Consider the following 23,651-nt stretch of genomic DNA (forward strand, 5'->3'; position numbering starts at 1 on the left):
TATCCTTTAAAAAGGATATAAAACCCCTACTTGAAAATAAGGATCATAAATCCTGCACGTTCGGTTGGGAGATCAGATTAAGTGCTAGAGCTGATATATAGACGGAATAATTCCGCTTATTTCATAATGTATAGTAAAAAAAGCCGAAATAGTCGGAAAAATTCCGCCTATTGTCTCTATAAAGACAAAAAATGGTGGACTTTTCAGTACATAGGCGGAATAACGAGACTGTCGATTAATTAAAATGTGAAACTTTTACTTGACCTCACTGAATCTCAACTGCTATTTTAATGCACTAGAGAGTCACGATCGTTTACAAAAATCCCCTTGAGACGCATTTAAATCGATTTTCAGACAGTTAAGGCTAAAAAAGGGGTCAAGATACTCTGGGTAATACTAAATTGATCATTGAAACCTAACGAAATTTTAAATTTTTATTTGTCTAAAATATGGAGCATTTATTAAAAGTAGTTAATCGACGGTCTCATAACTCCGCCTATTCCCCTCAAAACAAGGGATATATTGAATGTAACCGGAAAATCTCCGCTTATCTTTCTTTTACTGTTTCTTCTATTAAGGGCAAGACATCTTATTTAAAAGATGACGATAAAAAAAGAACCTCGCCAAATTCCTGCGGCGAGGTTCTACCTTCTAAATATGATGATCATTCTGTACTTTATTTTACATGCACCTTAAAAGACAAGGAACTCCCTCCTTAGGCCCGTCCCTTCATTTTCATCCTCTGACCAACCAAATACCCACCTGCCAACACAAAGAAAAGCACCAGCAGCCAGGCGAATCCGTCAGTGAATCCTGTCCGTTCAATGGCATAGCCGAACAGCGGGAAGCTGATCATGATGACAAAGCTCTCCATCAACCCGATCAGGGAAAGGAAAGTCGACCGTATATTGCTTTTCAAAAAGCTCTGCACGAAAGAGCTGAAAATCGGTTCGAACAAACTCAACAGCTGGGCAAGGATCAGAAACGATAGCAGGATCGCCCAGTCCGTTGCAAAGATAAACAGGACGAAGAACACAAGAAAAAGTCCCAATCCGTAATACAGGATGTTGAAGAACTTGAATCGTTCCTCCACCTTGTAGGCAATCTTCGCCATGACAACTCCGAGAAGTCCTTCGATGGTAAACACCGCTCCCACGACGATGGACGAATACCCCAGTTCCACGAAGTATTCCTGCCCGTAAAATACCATGATCACCATGACCGCACTCGCCAGGATAAAAAGCACAACCGGTGCGTGAATGACCCGATTATTTCTCCAAACATTGACCCCCAGCCGGAATTGATAGACCCACTGATTGTACCAGCGTCCGCTGATCTCTTCGGTCTTCTCCCTCTCCGGTTCTTTCATGAACAACAAGGGAATGACCGCCAAGACGTGGGTGACGATGGTGGACCCGTACACCCACTCCCAGCTCACTTCCGCCATGAAACCGCCTAGGAATTTCGCCAGGCTAAGGGATAACAGGGAAATCGCCGTCATGCTTCCGATCACCCGGGTATAATCCTTTTCCCGTTTGTCATTCTTCAATGTATCGAAGGCAAATGCCTGCTCCGCTCCGGAATGAAGGGTGACCATGAGCCCCATGGACAGAAACGCCAGGGTGAACATGGAGAAGTTACCGCCGAGGAGCATGAACAATCCGTACAGGAGACTGAACAGATTCCCAATCACTAAGCTGACCTTCCTCCCGTACAAATCGGCAATCATCCCTGTCGGAACCTCGAATAACACAATGGCCAAGTGGAGCAGCGCCTCAAGGACCCCGATCTCACCTAATGTCATCCCCTTATCGCCAAGATAGATGACCCATAGCGCCCGGTCGAAAAACAGCTGGGCAAAAAAGAGATAAAAGTATAGTAAATAGATATTGTTTTTTGTTTTTAATATTTTCATCATTTTATTTCGTCCTCTCATAAAAGCGCAGGCGGGTTGCCCAAAGGCGACAAGCATAAGATGAACAGGGCGGAAAGGCGTTTTTTGCCTTTTTGACCTGTTTAGCTTATGACCTCGAGCCTTTAGCCGCCGGAGCTGGATAAAAAAAGCGCAGGCGGGTTTCAGCTGCTGATATTCCTATGATATTCTGCTGCTAAAAATCCCCTGAAATTCAGCAGCTGAATGGTACGTCGCAAACCTCAAGCCACTAGCCGCTGCGGCTGAATAAAATCAAAAAAAGCCACAGGAAATCATTCCCCATGGCTCTCGCTATTCCAGGAAATCATACACTCGTTCACACTATAAAAAATCAGCTAAAAAAGGACAGACGTGTCCCGAGGACGGCTGAAATTCCAATAATAGACATCATTAATAGTCGGTATTTTTTGATGTCTACAGTGAACGTATGCATGATATTCCCCCCTTTAGTATGTAAGATTCTTTTTTATTATATCTCTCTTCCTTTTTTTGGACAAGAGGAGAATTTATATCCCCTGGGACCAAGGCCCATACTAAGAGCCTAAACAAATTTGGAGGTGATTCGTATATGAAAAAGCCTGATCAGAATGAGATGAAATCAATGACAACAGGGACGGACCCACAGCAGGTGAAAAAGCAAATTCAAAAAGATGTCGCCGCAGGGCAAGGGGCCATGACTTCAAGGGAAGCAGGATCCATGCGTGATTAGTGATGAAAAGGGGCGAGCTCACCGTCCCCTTTTTCTTCCAAAAAGGAAATGATTCAAGGTAGAATGTCCGATTCAGATGTTTTATAATTATAGGAAGGAGGTGAGAAAAATGGAGAAGCAGATACTTGAAATACTGTTGGATTTACGTGGCGAGATGAAAGAAGTGCGCAGTGATATGAAGGAATTTCGAAGTGAGCTGAAGACGACTCAAGCTGATGTTCTCAGCATCCGGTCCGATCTGAAAGAGACCCAAGCGGACGTGAGCGGTATTCGTTCTGATCTGAATCAAATCCAAACGGACGTGAGCGGCATCCGTACTGATCTGAATCAGACCCAAGCGGACGTGAGCATTATCCGTTCTGATCTGAATCAGACCCAAACGGACGTGAGCGGCATCCGTTCTGATCTGAATCAAACCCAAGTGGACGTGAGCATTATCCGTTCTGATCTGAATCAAACCCAAGCGGACGTGAGCATTATCCGTTCTGATCTGAATCAGACCCAAGCGGACTTGAGCGGCATCCGTTCTGATCTGAATCAGACCCAAGCGGACGTGAGCATTATCCGTTCTGATCTGAATCAGACCCAAGCGGACGTGAGCGGTATCCGTTCTGATCTTAAATCTACCCAAGCGGACGTGAGCGGTATCCGTTCTGATCTTAAATCTACCCAAGCGGACGTGAGCGGCATCCGTTCTGATCTTAAATCTACCCAAGCGGACTTGAAAAACATCAAAGCAACCGTCGACCGGATTGAAGCTGCACAAACCGATGAAGTACTTGCTTTATTAAAAGTGACGAAGCAATCCATAGATTCCGAATTTCGCTTTGTGAATGCGAAAACGACAGACATCGATAAACGGGTATTCAACCTTGAGAATCGGGTGGAACGGTAACATATTAGAGCATGAATTCCCTCTCATTCACCCAGCCCCACACATTTTTTCTTCGTCTTTCGTTTCTACTTGGCTTTCCCCTGAACGTTATCCGATCAATGATGATCTTTTTTCCACTTATAAGGTTTATCTGCCCAATGAAACAACAACATAAATAAAAAAATGCAGAAGCAGACACTGATATTTTCTATCCACCTGATTTCTTCGTTTTTGATGAATTGGTAGAGGATCTTAATAACGAAATAGATTAGGGGGAATCGGATGCTTTTTTTAAACATGAAGAGACTCCTTTCAGCGTGACACATTATGGAATTTGTTTCCATTTTATCACTTATAGAAGATCGTGAACACTAGTAAAAACAAAGCCACAGAGAATCCATCCTCTGTGGCTTTCACTATCTATCTTTTACACTTGAAACTTCCGGACGAGACCGTTTAATTCCTGAGCCAGTTTCGCCAGCTGTTCTGAGCTTCCCGCCACTTCTTCCATCGAGAATCATCCCGCTATTTTAACAACCTGTTATAAATGACTGAGGACTTCCAGGTGCCGTAAACGGAACGAGTGTCTGGAAAGTGGTCGTCGTATTATCAGTCGCAAAGATTTCAAAGGTGATGTCACCCGTAACATTGTTGAGGGTGGCTCTGATTTGCGCATCGAATGTTCGGGAAGGACCGTTGTTAACCCGCCCATTGATCAACCCTTCTACAATGGCAACGGTAAAATTATCTTCACAGGCAATCATTGTTCTTCGACCTTGGGTGAATTGGAAGTTATCCCCGTTATTTGCATTGAAGAGGAAATTGAAGTTATCCACTGCAGGATTACAAGGACCCACCCTAGAAGCCCCACATTCGTTTATGGTGACATTCAATGTACCCGTATAATCCATGACGATTCCGAATCGGGTCACTCTTATTTGCGCACCAGGCTGCGCTCCACCTTGAGTATCCAGCTTGAATTTACAAGAACATTCCGGTGGCACAGGACAGTTCACATTTACACTGAATGGTCCTGCACTGATGGGGATCCCCCCGACGGTTGCTCGTGCTCTTACCGTAATGGTTTCAACCGTCCCATCAACGGCCATGATCGTTGCAGTGTATCGTCCATCCGCTCCGGTAATCGCAGGATTCGGATCAATGAATACGTTGGTATGGGATTGAACGATATCAAAGAATACCGGTACATTCGGAATCGGTGTCATCACGTCACAGACCACTCTTCCCATGAGGGTACCGGAACATCCGATGGTTGGAGGTACGATTAGATTCATGGCTGGATTTGGACAGTCGACACATCCTGCACGCAGAAAGTTGGTATTAGATACAAAGATGCCATTCACCGTTGCGCTGGCAGTATATGAAACACCTTCGGTTATGGGCGTCGGGAACGGCACGGTGGCCACACTTGAATATTCACCGTTGAAATTAGTCGTGACGACAGATGGCTGGAACATAAGAAGTGGACTGCTTAAGGTCACTTGTACGCCTGGAACCGGTGCACCATCACATAGGACACGTCCCGTAATAACGGCTCTGCAACTGATCGGACCAGGGATATCTAATTGAATGATCGGGTTTTGACACGGTGGACAGCTGACTTCAACCGTATTGGTATCGGAAACTGAAATTCCATTTACCTCAGCTCTTGCAGTATAAGATGTCACCTGATCGGATGTACCTGGTGGGACACTGACGGGGCTTGAGAATTCACCATTGGCATTCGTGATGACCGTCGGCGATCCAAAGACGAGTAGCGGACTGCTCAACCTTACCTGAACCCCCGCCACCGGTCTTCCATCACACAGAAGACGTCCTGTAACGAGTCCATCACAAATGATCGGCTCAAGGTCATCCAGTGAAATGACAGGGTTTTGACACGGCAGACACTCTACTGTAACAGGCTGGGTCTCAGACGTCACCGGATTTCCACCGACAGTCGTTGATGCCGTCACCGTTATCGTTGCGTCAATCCCAAGGAACGGTACCAAAGTGGCCGTATAGGTTCCGTCTGCCTTCGTAATAGCCGGGTTCGGAGTGATCACCACCTTCGTGGAATCGTTCCCGATCGTAAACAACACGGCTGCATTCGGTACTGGTTGCCCATCACATGTCAGTCGTCCTGAAATTTGCGTCCCCGGACACCCGATCGTCCCTTCTACAGGGTTAAGCGTTAGAACAGGATTTCTACATTCGACACACCCCACCCTTACAAAAATCGAATCACTGACCGTTTCCTCTGAGACAGTGGCTGTCGCAGTAATCCGGACATCAGGAGTAATTGGTGTTCCTCGGGGGACTGTCACCGTGGTGGTAAACACCCCCTGCCTGTCCGTCACCGGAGTCGGATCACTAAAGACCAATTCAGGAAAGGTAGACGTTAAAGTAACTTGTACCCCTCCCACAGGCACGTGATCACATAATACTCTTCCACTAATGGTTGCCTCACAACTGATGAGAACCAGTTCTTCCAATTGGATGACAGGATTAACACAAACCTCTGGCGGGAATAAACCCGGACATCCCTTTGGGGGGAGCTGGATTCGACATGAAAGACTGTTCTTTTGTTCCTTCTTTTTCACAATACAATACCTACTTCCCTATAACTTGTCAGAATAGTGTATGCTCACTAACATAGAAAGTTCGCGTATTATAGGAAGTTGAAGGAAAATTATGGGTTTCACCTAGTTAAAAAGAGAATAAACCATGGATGAGATTGAAAGGAAATTTTTTGAATGGTGAAGCTGCTACAATAGAAGGTGTAGTTTCCTTATAAAACCCGTTCCCTCTCCCCATCCGTAATCTTGAAGTGGACGTTCATGAAACCTCCCCCATCCACGTGATAGGGGACATCTGATACGTCGAGTACCTCTTTGAACTCTACCGTTTTTTCATGATCGGCTTCGACCGTGATTCTATAAGGACCACCCTTATTCATCAAGGAGGTCAAACGGTGATCCGTATCCGGAATATAGGAATCCAGGAATTCGATTTCTAATGTCACCGGATCCCCACTATGGTTCGTGATAAGCAACTGACATTCTCCATTTAATTCGTCCTCACTGACCCGCTCGAAATCACACGTCCCCGAACCATCATACGACATGGCGGAGATTCCTTTCGCAAGCGTTTCCTGGTAAAGTGCGGAACTCACTCTCTTTCAAGCAGAATTGTAAATAATCATGCGAGTTTCAGATTTATCGGGCGTGAATGGGAATAATCGTGCGGGATTATCAATATTCATGCCAACTTATCGAATTACCTATATTTCACCCATCCTCTATACATCTTTTATTAAAATATTAATATCTCGACAGGGTTTCGATAGCTATCCCGATTTTAACCGGTGATTTCCTCATCCCATAACCCTATAAATAGAAAATGTATCCAGCAGTTTTATAGTATGATAGTCATGTATTAAATTAATGGTATTAACTAACAAAAGGAGTTGGGCTATGATGAGTGACGGAACAAAAGTCATTGAAGACGGCGGAGGTCAAGGTGGCGTCACCTGGAAAGAAGCTTCCCGGAGTACTTCGGGGAGCTATACAATTGTCTTATATGTAAGTGCAAATGATGGAAGTCAGTGGAAAAAAGTCACTTATGACAAAAGTGGAAAAATCGTGAAAGTGGTCTACGGTAACTAATAGTAAAAGGATGATGGTGCAGGAAACCATCATCCTTTTCCCTTAACGGAAGGACTCCGCCATCTGGATCATGTCGTTTTTAGTGAGAGTGATGCCGGATCGTGTCGACATATATTTCAGTTCATACATAGCCTCACCCTCTATCCATGTCAGCCTGTTTGACTTTAATGGGCCCTCTGTTTCAGAATAGCTTCCTTTAGAAGAACCGACTGTCACCGGTTCCTCTGAGAAGGTCAAATCGGTCCCGGGCTCAAGGAGCTGAAAAGACATCGTAATCGTCTGTTTCTCTGATCCCATCAAAGTGACAATTTGCGTATGACCGAACGGGCCTTCCTTCTCTTCCGTGCTTACATTTTCCACCTTGAACGGCACCTTGGTGATGAACTTGAACTCTCTTCCAAGGAATTCCGGACGATCACTTGCTTCATATAACGGGGCGCTCGCATTATTCCCGATGATGCCCAGCTGTGTTCCTCCGAAGTAAACAAAGACCGAAAGGCAGGCGGCGAAAAATAGGACAGACAGGATTGGGGCAAAAATCGGTTTCTTCGAGATAGAAAACGACTTGGATGGTTTAGAATGGACTTCATTCAGGATATTCTCTCTCATCTCATTGGTGAAACCCCGGCCTTTGAACGTTTCTTCTTTCATCAATCCACGCAAAGATTTCAGTTCATCCATTCTTATACACCTCCCTGCGTTTAATCGTGGAACCGAGCAGCGCCTTGCCCCTTGTCAGACGGGTCTTCACCGTATTCGTATTGATGTCGAGACTCGCTCCGATCTCGGCTAACTTCATTTCCTCAAAATAATAAAGAAAAATGACTTCCCGATATTTGAGGGGCAGGGCCAGGACGCTTTGGATCAACTCTGAATTCTGCTCATTTTTGATCACGGTCTGTTCCGGTGCCCCCATCTTCCCTTTCACCAAATCGTTGATCTTATTGGAGATACTGACCATCCTCGTATCCCATCTCCTTAAATAATCCTTGCAGTGGTTAATGGCAACAGAGATGATCCAAGTCTTGAGGGAGGAATCTTCCCTGAACGTATCCATTTTTTGATAAAACTTGATGAAGATCTCCTGTGTCAGATCCTCGGCCAGGCTATGCTCTTTTACATAGGAATACACAACATAATAGACATCATTCCCGTAATCAGTCATGGCTTCCTCAAGGAGTCGGTCTTTCTCGTATTTCGTCCGCTCTTCCATTTTAGAAAATTCACCTGCTTTGTATGTATCATTCATTAGACGCAGCTCAAATGATAAAAGTTTTATTATTTACATTTTTACCCAAAAAATAAAAACCTGTCGAGTCTCCTCGGTCAGGCTTTCACCGGGCAGTGCCCGCTTTCATTATTACAGAACATTCCATATCATACAATTGTTTCTTTTATTTAGCCTTCTAATCTAGGTTTCGAGCTTATATATTATTTTTCAGCATAAAAACCGCTCATCCTCACTTCATATATTCAAGTCATGTCACTTTCTCTTATGAATCATGCCGGTTTTTAAGACAATCATGCGGGAATGTAATAAATCTAGCGGGCTACAGAATAATCAAGCGGGATTCCTACTTTTCATGCCGTTTCTGACCATAATCATGCCAGGTTATTCGGCAACAAAAAAAGCCTCGTCTTCTCGACGGGCCCTCCCTTTATGTCATCCTGATAAAATACTTCTCCATTTCTCGCTCAGAGATGATCATTCTCCTTGAGAAATCCTGGGTTCGTACCACATATTCCTTGATGCCGATATATTCGGATTCAACGACCAAATAGAAACAGGAGCCCTTTCTGACTCCTCTGAAATCACGTTTTAATTGATATCTTTTCATTTTGACTAAAGCCTGTCAATCACTGGCTCTCCTCCACTTGATACGACTGCGGCGGAATCGTCTTGATCTTCTTTATAAAATAATAATGTTTATATAATGCCAGGCCGATGAGGATGATCCGGACAGCAAGGATGTCGACGTAAAGGACGGAAAGCAGGATAAAGAAGTCTGCTATCAGATTGATTCTGATCTTTTCTTTCATGGTCATGCCCTTTTTTTCGAGAAAGGAGACCACGTATTTTTTGTAAATATACGTGTTTTTAAACCAGGCATCCACGCGCTTTGAGCTCTTGGAGAAAAAATAAACCGCCAGCAGATAAAACGGTCCACCTGGCAGGACGGGCAGGACTGTGCCGGCAACCCCGCACACCAAGGCTATGAACCCGAGCAGCATGAACAGGATGCTTTTCATTTTTTTCAATGTCATGACTCATCTCCCCTACCCTCAACCGTTTTCCTTCATTGTACTATAAATATAGCAGAAAGTCGGGTGTGGCGGGTTAGGAGATTATTGTTAATCCATCACCTGTTGCCGTCATGCCCACCATCAAAACTGTTCCTTAAACCATGCCGAATTAATCCCATTCAACTCTTCCTGCTTATTCATGAGACCGTGATCTCCGTCCGGAATGAGTTCAAATGTTGTATTGTCATTCTCTTTTTTTAATTGATCAGAGAAGTTCTTTACCGGATGCCAATCAATATGACTATCTGCGTCCCCTTGTACAATCAGGACAGGGACATCGATTTTTTCCACATCGATGGACTCTTCTTTCGTTTGCTCCGAGCTCTGATCATAGTCGCCATATGCTTCTTGAAACATTTCCAGAAAACCGATGTCTTTATCGGGATTCTCCAACAGCCAAGGATATACATGGTCTAGGCCAACATACGGGCTTACGGCCACAACATCGGCAATATCATCCCGGAACGTGGCCAGTTTCAGTCCGACTCCCCCGCCAAGCGATGTTCCCGATACAAACACTTTTCCACTGCTCTTTCTCTTCTCAATTTTCTCAAGATACGCCGTTAAGGCATCGATTGCATGACTCGTGTCAAGAGTGGCCCCATTTAATCCGGGAACAGTTCCATCGCTTTCCCCGTATCCTCTGTATAAAGGCACGAGACTGATCAAGCCCGGGGACGCGGTATAGAGAAGCATATTCTTATCGAAGGTCACCCCCATCATATCCGTTACATGGGACAAGTCTTTTGAAGCTGGAAAACCGCCGTGCAAACTAAGGTTTACAGGATAGGATCCTTCTTTTTCTGGAAGAGTCACGTATGCAACGGCTTCTTCCCCTTCACTCATGTAGGTCATTTTATACGACTGCACGGTTGCATTCAGACCCTCAACTTGTATCGGATCAAATGCAACGACCTTATTCGTTTTATCTTCTATGACCGTTTTCTCTTTATCAGCGGAACATGAGGACAGTAGTAGTAGACAAACTATTAATAGGATTAGAGAGTTTGTGAACTTCATTTTATTCCCCCTGTATCTGGTGAGTTTGTTTTTCATTAAGAAAACTATGAAGATTTAATACACTATTTATATATTCAGGGTCATTTTACAACTCCCGATCTATCAATCTAAAATCGCTCTCCACCAAAGGATTTTTCTCTCTCCGCTCAGCCTTCTCATCTATATCACGAACACCCTTCACCTCATCCTCCTCCAACAATTTCTCAAGTCCCCTCGCAATCCCCGTCAAGGACAGGATCGTCAGGGCGAAGAAGAACATCGGGATCATGAAGATCCACCAGGCGTTGGTCAATTCGACAAAGCTCATGGACATGATGCTCGCCCATTCCTGGACGAAAGGCTGCGGCGGCGGGCACATGGGACCGTAACACACATCGGTTCCACCGAAGTACAGCTCGAAGAATCCGAGGTGGGCTATGATGAGAAGCGCCTGGATCATGATTTTTGGAAAAATGATAAAGAGCCGCGGCTTCAGATGTGGGAGTACATGCTTCTTGAGCTGGAAGGATTTACTTCCGCCAAGTACCCGCGCACACGTCACGAACTCTTTGTCGAGAATCTGACGTGTTTCGTTGGATAGGAGAATCGCCGTGGTCGGAGCCATGATCACGGCCAGGGCGATGGACTGCCAAATGACCCTTTCTGTGAAACTTGTCTCAAATCCTTGCCTGGGTTCCCATAGCAAGGGGTAGAGCATATTGTAGGCGATGATCGATTGCGGGATGAAGTAAAAGGACGTAAAGATCGATTGCGTCCATTTTTTTGCCCGGGATTTCGTAAACCCTCCCAGTACCCCGATGACGAAGGAAAGGAGGAAACTGAGAAGGGAGATTCCGATTGCTGCCCCAATGGTATACTGAGCTCCCTCCAAAACTTTATAAAACAGGTGATCTCCTTCCCGGTCCGTCCCGAACGGAAAGTCAGCTGAAGGGGGAAACGGCGCGTCCCCGATGATATTGGCTTCATCATCATAAAGGATATATGTATTCGGTATTTTCCCATCCGACAGATTAAAAATCATACTCCACCCAACCAGCACGACGATGAACAGTAAACAGATGCTAATGGTGACATGATGCCGATTCCACTTTCTCATAGACTCATCTCCCTGCCTATTTTTCTCGTGATCACGAGCTGCATGAATTTTAATAGCAGATAGAGCGGAACGAATAGCATGATCGACGTAATCGCGAATATCGCAGGCGTGTTATAGGAAAATAGAAACGACGTGACCCCGAACACATTGAATAAGTATTCCAAGATTAATAGATTCGACAGCATCATCCAGATGATCTGCTTGCCGTGATAGGTTAAACTGACGAGCACATTCCGCATCATATGGATGAACATGATCCGGAATCGGCCGAGTCCCTTTCCCTTCGCAAGCTCCACATAAGGAAGTCCCTCTTCTTCTTTCAAAAAAGACACCATCGATCCCAGAAAAAAGAACGTTGGCAGGATCGAGAGCGTGACCGCCGGGAACAGGATGACCTGATTTTCTCCGAGTGATGCGACGTCGACGACGAGAATGCCGGTCTGTTTAAAAAACCAGATCACAAGCATCTGAAGGCTCCCGATGACAAAAATATCAGGAAGCGAGGCGAGATAAAACGATATGGCTTCCACCCCTTTCCGGATCCTTTTCCCCACTGAAAAATAGAGGATCATCAGTAAGACTGAACATGTTAACGCCAACCCGATTGCCAGGAAAAAGATGCGCGCACTGCTCATGAAAGCCTTCAGGATGATGGGAAAGAGAGGACGTTCGATATGCGAGACGGGGTTTGTATAGACGAGATGTTGAGGCTCGACTAATTCCCTGCATACAGCCATTAATTCCTGTCCATATGTAACGAGGGAAAGCATTTGTGTTTTGAACAGGCCGGATGTGGCACTGACCAAAATGATTCCAATGATAATAAGAACGGCTTCAAGGCCGGATTGTTTGAGTTGTTTCATCTTGTACCTCCAGTAATGATTCCTGCTAATCATTACCAATATACCAGATTTGAAAATTCTGTCAATTAAACCCTCAATTGCCGGACTATAGTAGGGCTGGTATATACACGTCCGAATCCAGTATAAAGAAAAAATGGTCAGGGCTAGTAGCCGCTGACCATTTTCCCTCATTTAAAAAATCACCTTCCGATCCCGCTCATCTTTCAATATCTCCACCGCTTCCCGGAAACGTTGCGAATGGATGATTTCCCGTTCCCGCAAAAATCGCAGTCCATCATTCAGGTCGGGGTCATCGCTCATATTGATGATCCATTGATACGTGGCCCTTGCTTTTTCTTCGGCGGCAATATCTTCATAGAGGTCTGCGATCGGGTCACCTTTTGCCTGGATATAGGAGGCTGTGAAGGGGACACCGGCTGCGTTTTGGTAAAAAATAGCATTGTCGTGATTTACATAGTTCGCATCGAGACCCGCGTCTTTCATTTGCTGAGGTGTGGCATCTTTGACGAGTTTATACACCATGGTGGCGATCATTTCCAAATGGGCGAATTCTTCGGTCCCGATGTCGGTCAATAAGCCGATGACTTTATCGGGAATCGTGTACCGCTGATTCAAATATCTCAGGGCTGCCGCAAGTTCTCCATCGGCGCCGCCGTATTGTTCGATCAGAAATTTAGCCAGTTTCGGATTACATGTACTGACCCGTACAGGATATTGAAGTTTCTTTTCATAAACCCACATATCATCTATCCTCTCCTTTATTCCGTATTAGACCTGCCATGGCCATGGGGCGTCTTTCCAGTCCCACGGATAGTTTGAGTAGCTGTATCCGAACCCGGTCAAGGGACCGAATTCCTTTTCGAATTTCTTTTTGATTTTTTTCCTCATCCGTACGTATTCGTTGTACTGTTTGATGGCTTCGTAATCTTCAGGATGAGTATCTAAGTATAAGGTCAGTTCGACAATGACGAAATCAACGGTCTGAAGTTCTTCCATCACCTCGTAATAATGAGCCGGAAGCTGTTTCATCAGGAGTCACCATCCCCTTTCAGTTCATAAGGGCTGTAGTAAGGATCGTAGAACGCCTTCCAGAGCGTCCCGTTCCGCAGTGCCTCCCGTGGGGTGAACTGCTCGAGATTTGCAGGCTGAAATCCCATATAGAGATTAGGCGGTGTCGAATACACCTTCTTCGTGATCGGCGGACAAGGATCAAAGGGACTAACGTATGGATGATACACTTTATAGTTCGTATGCAAGGTACTCCCTCCTGATTTGGCAATATCTTTCTATTGTTATGCAGAAGATTCTTCACCCATGACGGGTAAATGGAAATGGAGTCCTTTTTAAATAAATTATTCTCTAACTGCACATCTTACAAAAGTAGCATGAAAATATGAGAAGAGGTGCAGAAATATGACCATCATCGAGCTTTCTTTCAGACTCATCCTCTCCTTCCTCCTGTTGCTTACCCTTACCCGCATCATGGGAAGAAAAGAGATTTCCCAAATGACCTTCTTCAACTTTGTATCAGCTATTGCCATCGGAACGCTGGGAGCTTCCCTTGCAATCGATTCTACGATCAGTGTGCGTAATGGAGTGATCGCCTTGGCAGGTTGGACCATTTTCACGGTTTTCATGGGCTATGTGGACCTTAAGTCGAAAGCATTCCGGAAAGCGGTTGAGGGTGTGCCCCGGGTAGTCGTCCGAAAAGGGGAAGTAATGGATGCTGAACTGAGTAAGGTGCGGCTGGATCTGGATGCGTTGAATGTCCTGTTGAGAAAGAAGAATGTTTTTTCCATCAAGGAAGTGGATTATGCCATCTTTGAAACCGATGGGACTCTCTCAGTCATGAAAAAGGAGAAGCATCAACCCTTCACAAAGGGTGATCAACAGGCTTTCAGGAGTCCGGGTTCCACTCATCAGGTGGCGATACCGACAGCCGTGATTGAAGATGGGAAAATTGTGATGAACAGCCTGCGCGAGCTTCATGTGGATGAAGACTGGGTGAAGAAACAATTAACTTCACAAGGCATCACTGACATGACAGATGTGTTCTATGCAGAAATTCAAAAAGACGGGACGCTTGCAGTAGATCGATACAATGATGTCCTAAACTGACTCATAAGAAGCGTGAACCACTTCCCGGGTTGTGCAATCTATTCAAAACGAATCAAATGAATCACCAACTGATACATACTTTCCTGCCTTTTTGAGAAAAATATTCCTTGTGCTCGTACAATCGTTTTCGAAAGGTGGCACACAAATATGACAATCAGGAGGATAATGATGGGTATTTTAAGTGGAAATCCACAAGAAGAACCATTGCATTACGGTGAAGTATTTGGAGCTTGGAATTATTTATTGGCGGCTAAGGCCACTGTGGCTGGGTATCAAATGCAGCTTAATCATGCCGGTGATGATGATCTGAAGAAATTACTGAAAGACAGCATCGAAGGCGGTCAGGAAGAAATCAAACAAGTAGAGAAACTGTTAAAGGAAAACGGGATCGGACTTCCTCCCACTCCACCTGAGCCTCCACAGGCGTGCCTGGATGATATCCCGACTGGTGCCCGGATGCCGGATCCATCCATTGCAGCAGGAATGTCGGCTAATATCGCTTCAGGCTTAGTGGCCTGCAGTACGGTCATGGGACAAAGCATCCGTGAAGATGTAGCGATGATGTTCGGCCAATTCCATATGCAAAAAGCCCAATTGGGTGCAAAAGTCTTGAAGCTCAATAAAGAAAAGGGATGGTTGATTCCTCCCCCGCTTCATAAAAACAAAAATGAACATTGTGAGTAATCTATGAAATAAAGAGATTCTCAGGTCTGATATCCAGTCAACCTGAGAATCTTTTTTCATTACTCATGAACATTTAAATTCGAGGGGAGAGTACCTTTTTCGAATGAAAGGTTAATGCGGGTTCCGGTCAGCAGGTAAAGCAATGTCGTCAAAGTGTTCCACCAAATATCGCAATGCCCCTGAAAGCTCTTCCCCCTCCATCCCTTCTCCATGTCCAGTGAGTGCTGCTTCTGGATTCAGACGGGATAAGGTCACCACCGATTCTCTGGCCGCCTCCCAATCCATCGTGAAGTATTTAGGAGGCCCGCTGATTTCTTTCTTTTGTATCATGACCCTGTATAGGGATTCCTGCCTGACTGTGACAAATGCATCCCCGGCTATCAATGTCCCATCGGACTCACGGTAAAAGGAGACATGTCCCGGTGTATGACCTGGTGTATGGACCCATTTCCACCCAGTCATAAAGGGGACCTCACCATTTGCCGGTAGCACGTGAAGTCTGTCAGAAACATCGATGCCGTGATGTGGATATAGTGGGGACAATTCGCTCACCAATCCCCCATCCACCGTTGGGTCTCCTTTTGGATAATCCTTTTTTCCGTTAAGGTAAGGGATTTCTAATTCATGTGCATACACGGGCACATCCCATTCCTCCAGAAGCGGCTCCAGTGAACCGACATGATCGAAATGTCCATGTGTGAGCAAAATCGCCAGGGGTTTACCGGAATGTCCGAAACGTTCTTCTGCCGCCTCCATGATCTTCTCCTTTGAATGAGGCATCCCACAATCAATCAGCACCCATTCCCTGCTTCCCGGAGTCCCGTAGAAACAGACATTGACGATCTGATTGGTCCAATAATACAGGTCATTGCGCACTTCCTTCCCTTTCCCACTGTTTACACTGTAGAAAGGGAGATGGGAATCGGAAAAATCGCTATCTAAAGGTCTCATTTTTTACCTCCTTTTGCCGTTGAATCAGACTTTTCAGGCTTAATAAAAATCAACACAAGCAGAAACATCAGAATACCAAGGACTCCCGCTCCAATGAGACTTACATTCAGGAGGGATTTCATCAATACCGCCATCAACGGCGGACCGGCAGCCACCCCGATGAACCTGGATGAACTATAGAAAGAGGAAATCGTCCCCCTTTGTTCTTTCTCGATGTTTTCGGTGATCAACGCGTCCATCGTCGGCAGGAGAGCTCCAATCGAGAGGCCGAGGAAGCTTGTGACTGCGAGGAGCAGAACCAGTCGCTGATCGACAAATCCTATCAAGGCGACACTGATGCTCATCAGAATCAAACTCACCGTCATGATTACCTTCATGACCTTCAGCTCACCCTTGATCTTCCTGCCTGTAATAAAGGAAGAAATGCAAAGGGCCAGTAACGGAATGGCGAGCACAAAGCCTTTTTTCACCCCATACAGTCCATGGGTTTTCTCCAATGAATCCGATAGGAAAAACAAGACCGCAAACAGGACGAGCATAATGTAGATCCCGACAAGAAAGACAGTAAAAATCCATTTTCCCTCCTGTTTGAAGATCTTCTTCGTACTCTGGATGAAGGCTGAAATGGCAACGGGTTCTTCCTTCTTCTTAGGAACTTTAATGAAAAAGAGGACAAGGACAATCGAAATGAGACTGAATACAGAAATAGAGAAGAACGGAAGATACCATAAATACGCAGCAAACAAAGCCCCCAATATGGGACTCAGCACCTTGCCGAATGTGTTGGATGTCTCGATCAACCCAAGACAGGAACTCGTCTTTTCATCGTCATCCTTATACAAATCGCCGACCAGGGGCAAGATGATCGGAGCCGCCCCGGCTGCCCCGATTCCCTGGAGAACACGGCCGATAATGATCCAGGTAAAGGGATCATCCATTTTCCAGGAGGCATACCCTGCAACCAATCCGCCAATTAACGCAATCAGCAAACTCGGCAAAATGACCACCTTCCTGCCGAAGCGATCCGACAAATATCCAGCCACTGGAATCAGAAAGATCGACGCAATCGAATAACTTGTAATAATCATACTGGTCTGAAAAGAAGTGATCCCCACCTCTTTTTCAAAAATCGGCAGTACAGGAATCAGCATGGAGTTCCCCAAGGTCATGACCAAAGGAATCGATGCCATGCTCACCACACACCAATTACTAATCTTCGTCGTGCTATTGCATTGTTCTTTCAACTAAACCACCCTTTTGGATTGATCTGCTATTTATTCAGTATTTGAAAAAGGGGGGAAGAACATTCACTGAAACGATTGGCAAATATGAAAGGTAATTGGATGATTAGAATCATGGCACAAAAAAAGAAACCAACAAGAGACCCCCTTTATTTAGGGGTATGCTCCTGTTGATTTCATCTACAACTCTTTTTGATCCACATTTAATTCAATCAGATTCCCATCCGGATCTGCACAGAAGATCTGGGCAAAACCGCTTTTAGAATGGGGTTTCTCGAGAACCTCCACGCAATTTTCCTTTAACCATCGAAGCGTATCATGGTAGTTTTCCACTCTGAGGGCAAAGTGACCTTCCCGGCTGGATAGATGTTTGTCTTCCCGGATCGTCTGGGAAGACGCGTCCGCGATCAAGTGAAGCTGCTGGCCCTCAATATCATACCAGGCTCCGGGAAAATCGAAATCCGGACGTGGGATTTCCTTTAAGCATAGGGTCTTTCCGTAAAACTCCTTCGCTTTCTCAAGATCCGTCACATTCAAACTTACATGATGAAGACATTCGTACTTAATCAATCGGCTCACTTCCTTCAACTTGTCTTTCTTTTATTCTACAGAAGAAGCGGCCGTTCGGCGAGAGGGACGGACCTCTTTAATTTAAATGAAAAGGCGGATTTTAATGGATTTCACCCGTAAAAAGGGCACAAAATTGAGGTCCGTCCCTTAACGTTATCTTTAGCCGGGGCGCGTTGCCGCTGACCATTCTTCAGGATCCTCCCGAATTCTTGTGCATATTGGCATTCTTATCCGCTTCATCGATTTTCATCGCGTGTTCTGTCAGATCAGGAGGTGTCATCCCTGACTTTTTCTCCAAGTAAATCGCTATGCCTGAAACGAAAATGATCGGACCCAGTATGAATAACCAAATCATGTGTGACCTCTCCTTTCTTTTTCGCTTGCCTCATTTCAAGAGACTCAACCCGCTGCCTAAAACGCTTCATAACATTCCCTGCAATGCTGCCCATTCATCTGACGCTCATTCTCCGCCCCGCAATTCGGACAAGTGACGATCGCTGACTGCTGATCAATTCCTTTTCGGTTGTGCATGTAGTGAGACAGTGCTTTATTCACAAGAAAGACCGTCCCCACGATGGCACAACCGATTGCTCCTAATATGATGACCAGTAAGATTCCATTCACAGGATCCATTCCTTTCTGGATTACTCATACTTATCTATACGGTCGGACATGTAAAAAGTTTCAAATCGCGAGGGACGGACCTCTGAAAACCCACCCGAAATCCCCATTCCAATGGGTTTCACCCTCAAAACAACTAAAAAACAGAGGTCCGTCCCTCGCCCTTTTAACAAAAACAGAGGTCCGTCCCTATCGCAGTGAGGGACGGACCTTTGTTGTGTGGGCCGGGTTTGGGAGGGTGCCTTCTCCTTCTTCTTTGTAGATGGGGAAGGAGAGGATGACGGAGGTTCCTTTGCCGGGTTTGCTTAGGACGTTGATGGTGCCTTTCATGCCTTCTGTGAGTTGGTAGGCGGTCATCATGCCGAGGCCTGTCCCGTTTTTGCCTTTCATGGAGAAGTATGGTTCGCCGAGGCGCATGAGTTGTTCTTTCGTCATGCCGACTCCCGTATCGTTGATGACGATGAACACCTTTTCACCTTCCTGATAGCTGAAGACCCGGAGCGTTCCCCCGGCTTCCATGGCCTCCAGACCATTTTTCATGATATTGATGAGAATCTGTTGGAGCTTGTTGGGATCCCCCTTGATGGAGTGATGATGTAAAATGTTCACCTTCAGGATGATTCCTTTTTTCACCGCCAGGGGCATAATGATTTCCTTGGATCGGTTCATCTCATCCCGGATCTCCACTTCTATCTCAAGCTCCGGGTGAGGCCGGGCAAAGTCCAAGTATTGATTGATCACCTCTGTCGCCCGGTCGATCTCCCTGACGGCGACCTTCGACAGCTCACGATTCGTGCTGACGTTGGTTGGATCTTCATTGATCAGCTGAAGGAATCCCTTCACAGTCGTAAGCGGATTCCGCACTTCATGACTCATGCTCGCTGCCAGGTGACTGACCACCTGCATCTTCTCGTATTTGATCGCTTCCAGCTGAAGAATATAGATCGTCCGGATGATTTCACACAGATAAAAGACGAAGAACGTCGATCCACTGAGGACAGCCGAATAAATCAAGAACGAGTTGTCATACGTGAAGTGAAAGATCAGGGACGGGATCCATAATGAAAAGACCGAGTACCCGAACGCAAAGAGCGTATACCAGTACACCCTCGTCATCCAGGTTTTCCCCTCCCACCTCGGACGCATATACAGGATCAATAGCGTAAAGAGAACCGCCATGACCACGGTCACCCACAATCCAGGACCCATCATCGGGGCACGGACCGCGATCATGGTAACAGCAAGCCAGGGCAGGACCCGGTTCCCTCCATAGATTCCCCCGAGCAGAAACGGAATGAACCGCAGATCATACACAAATCCATCTTCCAATCGAACACTTAACGCAAGGCTGAGTAACAGAAGAAGCGAACTGGCCAAATAGATCGATAGCGGCTTAATGTGAAGTTTATGTACTTTATTTCGGGAAAGGTAATGAAAGCTTATCAGTAAAATGATGATCAATATGGCAAGGAGGTTAAGAAGGAGACCGGTCAATAACTCAAAGTGATTCATCGGTATTGCTTCCCTACTTTCAGTAATTTTAAAAGATTAAAAAAAATCAAACTTTACATTCTATTATAACTGAAATGAACAGATTGTGTTTTATTTTTATTGGACAGGATTTTGCATGCTCGTCTTCTTTCTCCATCCTTTGTCCATAATGGGAATGAATACTTTGAATAAGGAGATACCCTATGGATGGAGTTTTAATCGCTGTCGCAAGAACGATGATCAGTTTTCTATTATTGGTCATTGTCACGTTAGCTATTGGTAAACATATCAATTCACACAAAAATCATTACAGCTTTGCCCTGTCGATCACGGTGGGTTCCTGCATTGCCAATATGGGATTTGATACGAACATCGATTTTTTAAATATCTTCATTTCTTTTATAGTGCTGGTCTTATTATTTTATCTATTTCTGATACTGTCTTCGAAAAAACGGCTATTCAGACGATGGTTATCAGGGCGTCCCACGGTTCTTATGGAAGAGGGAAAAATTTTGGATGAGAATATGAAAAAACTAAAGTTCACGATGGATGACTTGAATCAGCACCTCCGGGAACTTGGTGTGTTTGACATAAACGAAGTGGAATATGCCCTGTTGGAAGTGAGCGGAGTACTGTCCATCAAAAAGAAAAATCGTTTCCTGCCCCTCACAAAGACAGACATGAATATGGACCCTTCCCCCTCTGCTTCCATTCCCATTGAGTTGGTCATGGAGGGCAAGGTCATTTCGAAAAACCTGATTCCTCCCTACTCATTACAATGGCTGGAAATTGAAGCGAACAAGAGAGGAATCACATTGGAAGACATCTATTATGCCGTGATCAACAGCAATGGCACCTTGTTCATCGACCTTTTTAAAGATCATCTCCCGGGCGACAGTGAACGAATGGACAGATGAAGGCATATAGTATCTCAACGTCCGAATATACCAATTAAATGGGAGAGTGACCGTATGTTCCAGTACCGAACACCGGGGAATCATGTTGTCTATCCGCCTGACCCCAGGTACCATCCTTATCACAGACAATATACAGGAGGGTATGATACCCATGTGCATATGATCGAAGCACACTATTCCCAGTTGAATCGAAAAGTACAGCGACTGCTTGAAAGGGTCGAGCATATAGAAAGATACCTTGGGATTAAGCCGTAGTGGGCTGATGAATAAACGGGGACAGATGCCTCGTCTCATTAAGGCCAAGGTGCCTGTCCCCGTGGTTTAACAACCCGTCAAAGCGGCAGCCGGATCACAAACCTCGTCCCCTCCCCCTTCTCACTGAGCACATCAATCGATCCTTCATGCATAAGGACCAATTGCTTCACGATGGAGAGTCCGATGCCGAATTCACCGTATGGATTATTCGTGCGGGACAGGTCCGCTTTATAAAAACGGCGCCAAATGGACTTGATTTCCTCAGGGTCCATGCCGATTCCGTTGTCTTCGATTTCAATGACCGATTCGTTTTCGGAAGAGGATCCCTTCATCGTGATCGTTCCTCCCGTGGTGAACTGGATGCTGTTTTTTGTGATGTTGATCAGGATTTGGACGAGACGGTCGTAGTCGGCATGCACCACTGCATCTTCGTCTGCCAGAACCGTGATGGAGTTTCCTTTTTCCTCTGCCTGCAGGTCGAGCTGGTCCTTGATGACTTCGAAATGATCGAGTAACGGCAGGGTCACTTTCGAGAGAACCACCTGATTGGAACGGATTTTTTCATAATCCAGATTCTCGTTCACGAGGCGGATGAGCCGCTTCGTTTCCTGACTGACAAGACCGAAGCTTTTCTCTTTCTGTCCCTCGGGGATCATGTCGTTCCGGATCCCTTCGATGACACCCCTGATCGTCGTCAGCGGTGTTCTAAGTTCGTGGGACACATCGGCCATGAACTGCCGTCTCCGGTTTTCCAAAGCGTCGATTTCTTCTTTCGATGCCCTGAGTTTCACCACCATTCGATTGAAATCTTCTGCAAGGTCACCGATTTCATCGAAGTTCGAGCTCGGGACATGAACATCATAATCTCCCGACGATACCTTAGACGTGGCATCCCTCATCCGCTGAATCCGTTTCACGTGGAGCTTTGATAAGAACAAGCTGACAAGCACAGAAATGGCAAGCGCCAACAACACGATATACAGCAGGTAATGATTGATCTCACTCAGCATTTCCCTCGAACCGCTGATCGGGGAAATCAGGATCAGTCCGCCCGTTAGCTGCTCATTGACCACCCGGGGCATGATGACGAGTGAAACCGCTTGATCAAAGCGTCCGAAATCTTTTTTCAACGGAACGGTTTCACCGCTCTCGATTTTCTGCCACTCTTCTTTCGAAAGCTCGATCCGCGGATACACCCCGCCACTTGAAAAGGATACTTCCCCCTGACGATTGAATGTGATCACCTCAATATTCCGGGCATGCAGCAGGTTACTGTATTCATCCAAATAAAGGGGACGTCTCGGACTTGGCCTTTCAAGGTCTGATAAAATTTTATCCCCATACGTCCGCAGCTCCGTGACCTTATTTTCATACACCAGGTTTTCGACATAATGGGAAAACAGGAGGCCGAGGATCATGAAGGCGATGATGAGGACGCTCGTATGACTGAGGAGCAGCTGATACAGATACCTAAACTTCATCCCCGGCCGCCGCCTCATCGAATTTATATCCTACGCCCCACACCGTATGAAGATACGGCTTGTCCTTGCTGCCGATCTTATTGCGGAGCCGCTTGATATGTACATCCACCGTCCGCTCGTCCCCGTAAAAATCATAGCCCCACACCCGCTCGAGAAGCTGTTCCCTCGAGAACACCTGCCGCGGATGCTTTGAAAGATAATAGAGAAGTTCAAACTCTTTCGGCGTCAGATTGGTAAGAGGAACGCCTTTCAGGAAAACTTCACGGGTTTCCTTGCTGATCCGGAAGTCGGACGTGTCGACATCCTGAGTTCCTGTACTATTTTTCTCCCCTTGACCTTGATAACGCCGGGTCACCGCCCGGATCCTCGCCATCAGGGCAAGGGGTGAAAAAGGCTTTGTCACATAATCATCGGCCCCGAGTTCAAGACCGAGCACCTGATCGGACTCACTGTCCTTCGCCGTCAGCATGATGACCGGAACCTGTGATCCTTCCTCCCTGATCTTCCGGCAAATCGTCACCCCGTCCATCCCTGGAAGCATCCAATCGAGGATGACAAGATCCCACTCGCCTTCCTGATAACGACGGTACCCCTCAGCGCCGTCATGGACAAACTCACCCTTTATATCTTCTTTAGAAAAAAACATCTCAAGCATGCTTGTGACGCTTTGATTGTCTTCTACGACCAACACGTTCATGACCATCGCTCCTTTTTGAATCAGGTGAGCCGCGGGGACAGGTCCCTTGGCCACCTCTCTCTACCTAAAGTATAGTCGTTTTACCCGATTCGTTCTATGTATTTCCCTTCATACAAAAACCCCCGCAATGTAAGCGGGGATTTCCTTCTTTATAATGA

Annotated in this window: 27 protein-coding genes; 7 read left to right on the plus strand and 20 right to left on the minus strand. The window is 45.8% G+C overall.

Annotated features, from left to right (window positions below):
* Window positions 1-715 precede the first annotated feature (715 nt).
* Complete coding sequence (locus tag ACSQ2E_RS18045; RefSeq protein WP_435992790.1) at window positions 716-1,918, minus strand: MFS transporter; 1,203 nt, start codon at window positions 1,916-1,918, stop codon at window positions 716-718.
* A 583-nt stretch (window positions 1,919-2,501) separates the two neighbouring features.
* On the opposite strand from ACSQ2E_RS18045, the gene ACSQ2E_RS18050 reads away from it, so the two are divergent.
* Window positions 2,502-2,642, plus strand: a complete 141-nt coding sequence (locus ACSQ2E_RS18050) for a hypothetical protein (RefSeq protein WP_435992792.1) — start codon at window positions 2,502-2,504, stop codon at window positions 2,640-2,642.
* A gap of 109 nt (window positions 2,643-2,751) precedes the next feature.
* Window positions 2,752-3,537: a hypothetical protein gene (locus tag ACSQ2E_RS18055; protein ID WP_435992794.1), complete on the plus strand. Its 786-nt coding sequence runs from the start codon at window positions 2,752-2,754 to the stop codon at window positions 3,535-3,537.
* 509 nt (window positions 3,538-4,046) lie between these two features.
* On the opposite strand, the gene ACSQ2E_RS18060 is transcribed toward ACSQ2E_RS18055, so the two are convergent.
* Window positions 4,047-6,119: a hypothetical protein gene (locus ACSQ2E_RS18060; RefSeq protein WP_435992796.1), complete on the minus strand. Its 2,073-nt coding sequence runs from the start codon at window positions 6,117-6,119 to the stop codon at window positions 4,047-4,049.
* Window positions 6,120-6,307: 188 nt separating this feature from the next.
* Window positions 6,308-6,691, minus strand: coding sequence for a hypothetical protein (locus ACSQ2E_RS18065; RefSeq protein ID WP_435992798.1), 384 nt, complete (start codon window positions 6,689-6,691; stop codon window positions 6,308-6,310).
* Window positions 6,692-6,992: 301 nt separating this feature from the next.
* On the opposite strand from ACSQ2E_RS18065, the gene ACSQ2E_RS18070 reads away from it, so the two are divergent.
* On the plus strand, window positions 6,993-7,184 hold the full coding sequence (locus ACSQ2E_RS18070) for a hypothetical protein (protein WP_435992800.1): 192 nt from the start codon (window positions 6,993-6,995) through the stop codon (window positions 7,182-7,184).
* 42 nt (window positions 7,185-7,226) lie between these two features.
* On the opposite strand, the gene ACSQ2E_RS18075 is transcribed toward ACSQ2E_RS18070, so the two are convergent.
* The 9 genes from ACSQ2E_RS18075 to ACSQ2E_RS18115 all read right to left on the minus strand — a co-directional run bounded on the left by ACSQ2E_RS18075 (window position 7,227) and on the right by ACSQ2E_RS18115 (window position 13,723).
* Window positions 7,227-7,865, minus strand: coding sequence for a hypothetical protein (locus ACSQ2E_RS18075; protein WP_435992802.1), 639 nt, complete (start codon window positions 7,863-7,865; stop codon window positions 7,227-7,229).
* A complete protein-coding gene (locus ACSQ2E_RS18080; RefSeq protein WP_435992804.1) occupies window positions 7,858-8,433 on the minus strand; it encodes a sigma-70 family RNA polymerase sigma factor in 576 nt (191 codons plus the stop codon). Before ACSQ2E_RS18080 ends, ACSQ2E_RS18075 begins: the two co-directional genes overlap by 8 nt.
* A 608-nt stretch (window positions 8,434-9,041) precedes the next feature.
* The gene (locus tag ACSQ2E_RS18085; RefSeq protein ID WP_435992806.1) at window positions 9,042-9,449 is read right to left on the minus strand and encodes a YbaN family protein; all 408 of its coding nucleotides are present in this window, start codon (window positions 9,447-9,449) and stop codon (window positions 9,042-9,044) included.
* Window positions 9,450-9,569: 120 nt separating this feature from the next.
* Window positions 9,570-10,508 (minus strand): alpha/beta hydrolase family protein, encoded by a 939-nt coding sequence (locus ACSQ2E_RS18090; RefSeq protein WP_435992808.1) that lies wholly within the window; start codon window positions 10,506-10,508, stop codon window positions 9,570-9,572.
* 85 nt (window positions 10,509-10,593) lie between these two features.
* The gene (locus ACSQ2E_RS18095) at window positions 10,594-11,604 is read right to left on the minus strand and encodes an ABC transporter permease (protein WP_435992810.1); all 1,011 of its coding nucleotides are present in this window, start codon (window positions 11,602-11,604) and stop codon (window positions 10,594-10,596) included.
* The gene (locus tag ACSQ2E_RS18100; RefSeq protein ID WP_435992812.1) at window positions 11,601-12,467 is read right to left on the minus strand and encodes an ABC transporter permease subunit; all 867 of its coding nucleotides are present in this window, start codon (window positions 12,465-12,467) and stop codon (window positions 11,601-11,603) included. The genes ACSQ2E_RS18095 and ACSQ2E_RS18100 overlap by 4 nt, the downstream gene beginning before the upstream one ends.
* A gap of 171 nt (window positions 12,468-12,638) precedes the next feature.
* The gene (locus tag ACSQ2E_RS18105; RefSeq protein WP_201712882.1) at window positions 12,639-13,208 is read right to left on the minus strand and encodes a manganese catalase family protein; all 570 of its coding nucleotides are present in this window, start codon (window positions 13,206-13,208) and stop codon (window positions 12,639-12,641) included.
* Window positions 13,209-13,235: 27 nt separating this feature from the next.
* The gene (locus ACSQ2E_RS18110) at window positions 13,236-13,496 is read right to left on the minus strand and encodes a spore coat protein CotJB (protein WP_098441517.1); all 261 of its coding nucleotides are present in this window, start codon (window positions 13,494-13,496) and stop codon (window positions 13,236-13,238) included.
* Window positions 13,496-13,723 carry a spore coat associated protein CotJA gene (locus ACSQ2E_RS18115; RefSeq protein WP_435992815.1) on the minus strand — a complete coding sequence of 76 codons (228 nt, stop codon included), beginning with the start codon at window positions 13,721-13,723 and terminating at the stop codon, window positions 13,496-13,498. Before ACSQ2E_RS18115 ends, ACSQ2E_RS18110 begins: the two co-directional genes overlap by 1 nt.
* A gap of 157 nt (window positions 13,724-13,880) precedes the next feature.
* Here ACSQ2E_RS18115 and ACSQ2E_RS18120 point away from each other — a divergent pair, with 157 nt between their 5' ends.
* Window positions 13,881-14,585, plus strand: a complete 705-nt coding sequence (locus ACSQ2E_RS18120; protein ID WP_435992817.1) for a YetF domain-containing protein — start codon at window positions 13,881-13,883, stop codon at window positions 14,583-14,585.
* A 168-nt stretch (window positions 14,586-14,753) separates the two neighbouring features.
* The gene (locus ACSQ2E_RS18125) at window positions 14,754-15,269 is read left to right on the plus strand and encodes a DUF3231 family protein (protein ID WP_435994636.1); all 516 of its coding nucleotides are present in this window, start codon (window positions 14,754-14,756) and stop codon (window positions 15,267-15,269) included.
* A 111-nt stretch (window positions 15,270-15,380) separates the two neighbouring features.
* On the opposite strand, the gene ACSQ2E_RS18130 is transcribed toward ACSQ2E_RS18125, so the two are convergent.
* The 6 genes from ACSQ2E_RS18130 to ACSQ2E_RS18155 all read right to left on the minus strand — a co-directional run bounded on the left by ACSQ2E_RS18130 (window position 15,381) and on the right by ACSQ2E_RS18155 (window position 20,164).
* Window positions 15,381-16,220, minus strand: a complete 840-nt coding sequence (locus tag ACSQ2E_RS18130) for an MBL fold metallo-hydrolase (protein ID WP_435992819.1) — start codon at window positions 16,218-16,220, stop codon at window positions 15,381-15,383.
* On the minus strand, window positions 16,217-17,410 hold the full coding sequence (locus ACSQ2E_RS18135) for an MFS transporter (RefSeq protein WP_435994638.1): 1,194 nt from the start codon (window positions 17,408-17,410) through the stop codon (window positions 16,217-16,219). The genes ACSQ2E_RS18130 and ACSQ2E_RS18135 overlap by 4 nt, the downstream gene beginning before the upstream one ends.
* 231 nt (window positions 17,411-17,641) lie before the next feature.
* Window positions 17,642-18,031, minus strand: coding sequence for a VOC family protein (locus ACSQ2E_RS18140; protein WP_435992821.1), 390 nt, complete (start codon window positions 18,029-18,031; stop codon window positions 17,642-17,644).
* A gap of 190 nt (window positions 18,032-18,221) precedes the next feature.
* Window positions 18,222-18,386 carry a hypothetical protein gene (locus tag ACSQ2E_RS18145; RefSeq protein WP_435992823.1) on the minus strand — a complete coding sequence of 55 codons (165 nt, stop codon included), beginning with the start codon at window positions 18,384-18,386 and terminating at the stop codon, window positions 18,222-18,224.
* Window positions 18,387-18,442: 56 nt separating this feature from the next.
* On the minus strand, window positions 18,443-18,655 hold the full coding sequence (locus tag ACSQ2E_RS18150; protein WP_435992825.1) for a hypothetical protein: 213 nt from the start codon (window positions 18,653-18,655) through the stop codon (window positions 18,443-18,445).
* Window positions 18,656-18,841: 186 nt separating this feature from the next.
* The gene (locus ACSQ2E_RS18155; RefSeq protein WP_435992827.1) at window positions 18,842-20,164 is read right to left on the minus strand and encodes an ATP-binding protein; all 1,323 of its coding nucleotides are present in this window, start codon (window positions 20,162-20,164) and stop codon (window positions 18,842-18,844) included.
* 182 nt (window positions 20,165-20,346) lie between these two features.
* Here ACSQ2E_RS18155 and ACSQ2E_RS18160 point away from each other — a divergent pair, with 182 nt between their 5' ends.
* Both ACSQ2E_RS18160 and ACSQ2E_RS18165 read left to right on the plus strand, forming a co-directional pair.
* Window positions 20,347-21,060: a DUF421 domain-containing protein gene (locus ACSQ2E_RS18160; protein WP_435992829.1), complete on the plus strand. Its 714-nt coding sequence runs from the start codon at window positions 20,347-20,349 to the stop codon at window positions 21,058-21,060.
* Window positions 21,061-21,114: 54 nt separating this feature from the next.
* Window positions 21,115-21,315: a hypothetical protein gene (locus ACSQ2E_RS18165; protein ID WP_435992831.1), complete on the plus strand. Its 201-nt coding sequence runs from the start codon at window positions 21,115-21,117 to the stop codon at window positions 21,313-21,315.
* A gap of 77 nt (window positions 21,316-21,392) precedes the next feature.
* Here ACSQ2E_RS18165 and ACSQ2E_RS18170 read toward each other — a convergent pair whose 3' ends face one another.
* Together ACSQ2E_RS18170 and ACSQ2E_RS18175 are read right to left on the minus strand one after the other, a co-directional pair.
* Complete coding sequence (locus ACSQ2E_RS18170; RefSeq protein WP_435992833.1) at window positions 21,393-22,796, minus strand: sensor histidine kinase; 1,404 nt, start codon at window positions 22,794-22,796, stop codon at window positions 21,393-21,395.
* Window positions 22,786-23,493 carry a winged helix-turn-helix domain-containing protein gene (locus ACSQ2E_RS18175; RefSeq protein ID WP_435992835.1) on the minus strand — a complete coding sequence of 236 codons (708 nt, stop codon included), beginning with the start codon at window positions 23,491-23,493 and terminating at the stop codon, window positions 22,786-22,788. The genes ACSQ2E_RS18170 and ACSQ2E_RS18175 overlap by 11 nt, the downstream gene beginning before the upstream one ends.
* Between the last annotated feature and the right edge of the window lie 158 nt (window positions 23,494-23,651).

This window comes from Rossellomorea sp. LjRoot5 (assembly GCF_964253455.1).
Lineage (GTDB): Bacteria > Bacillota > Bacilli > Bacillales > Bacillaceae_B > Rossellomorea.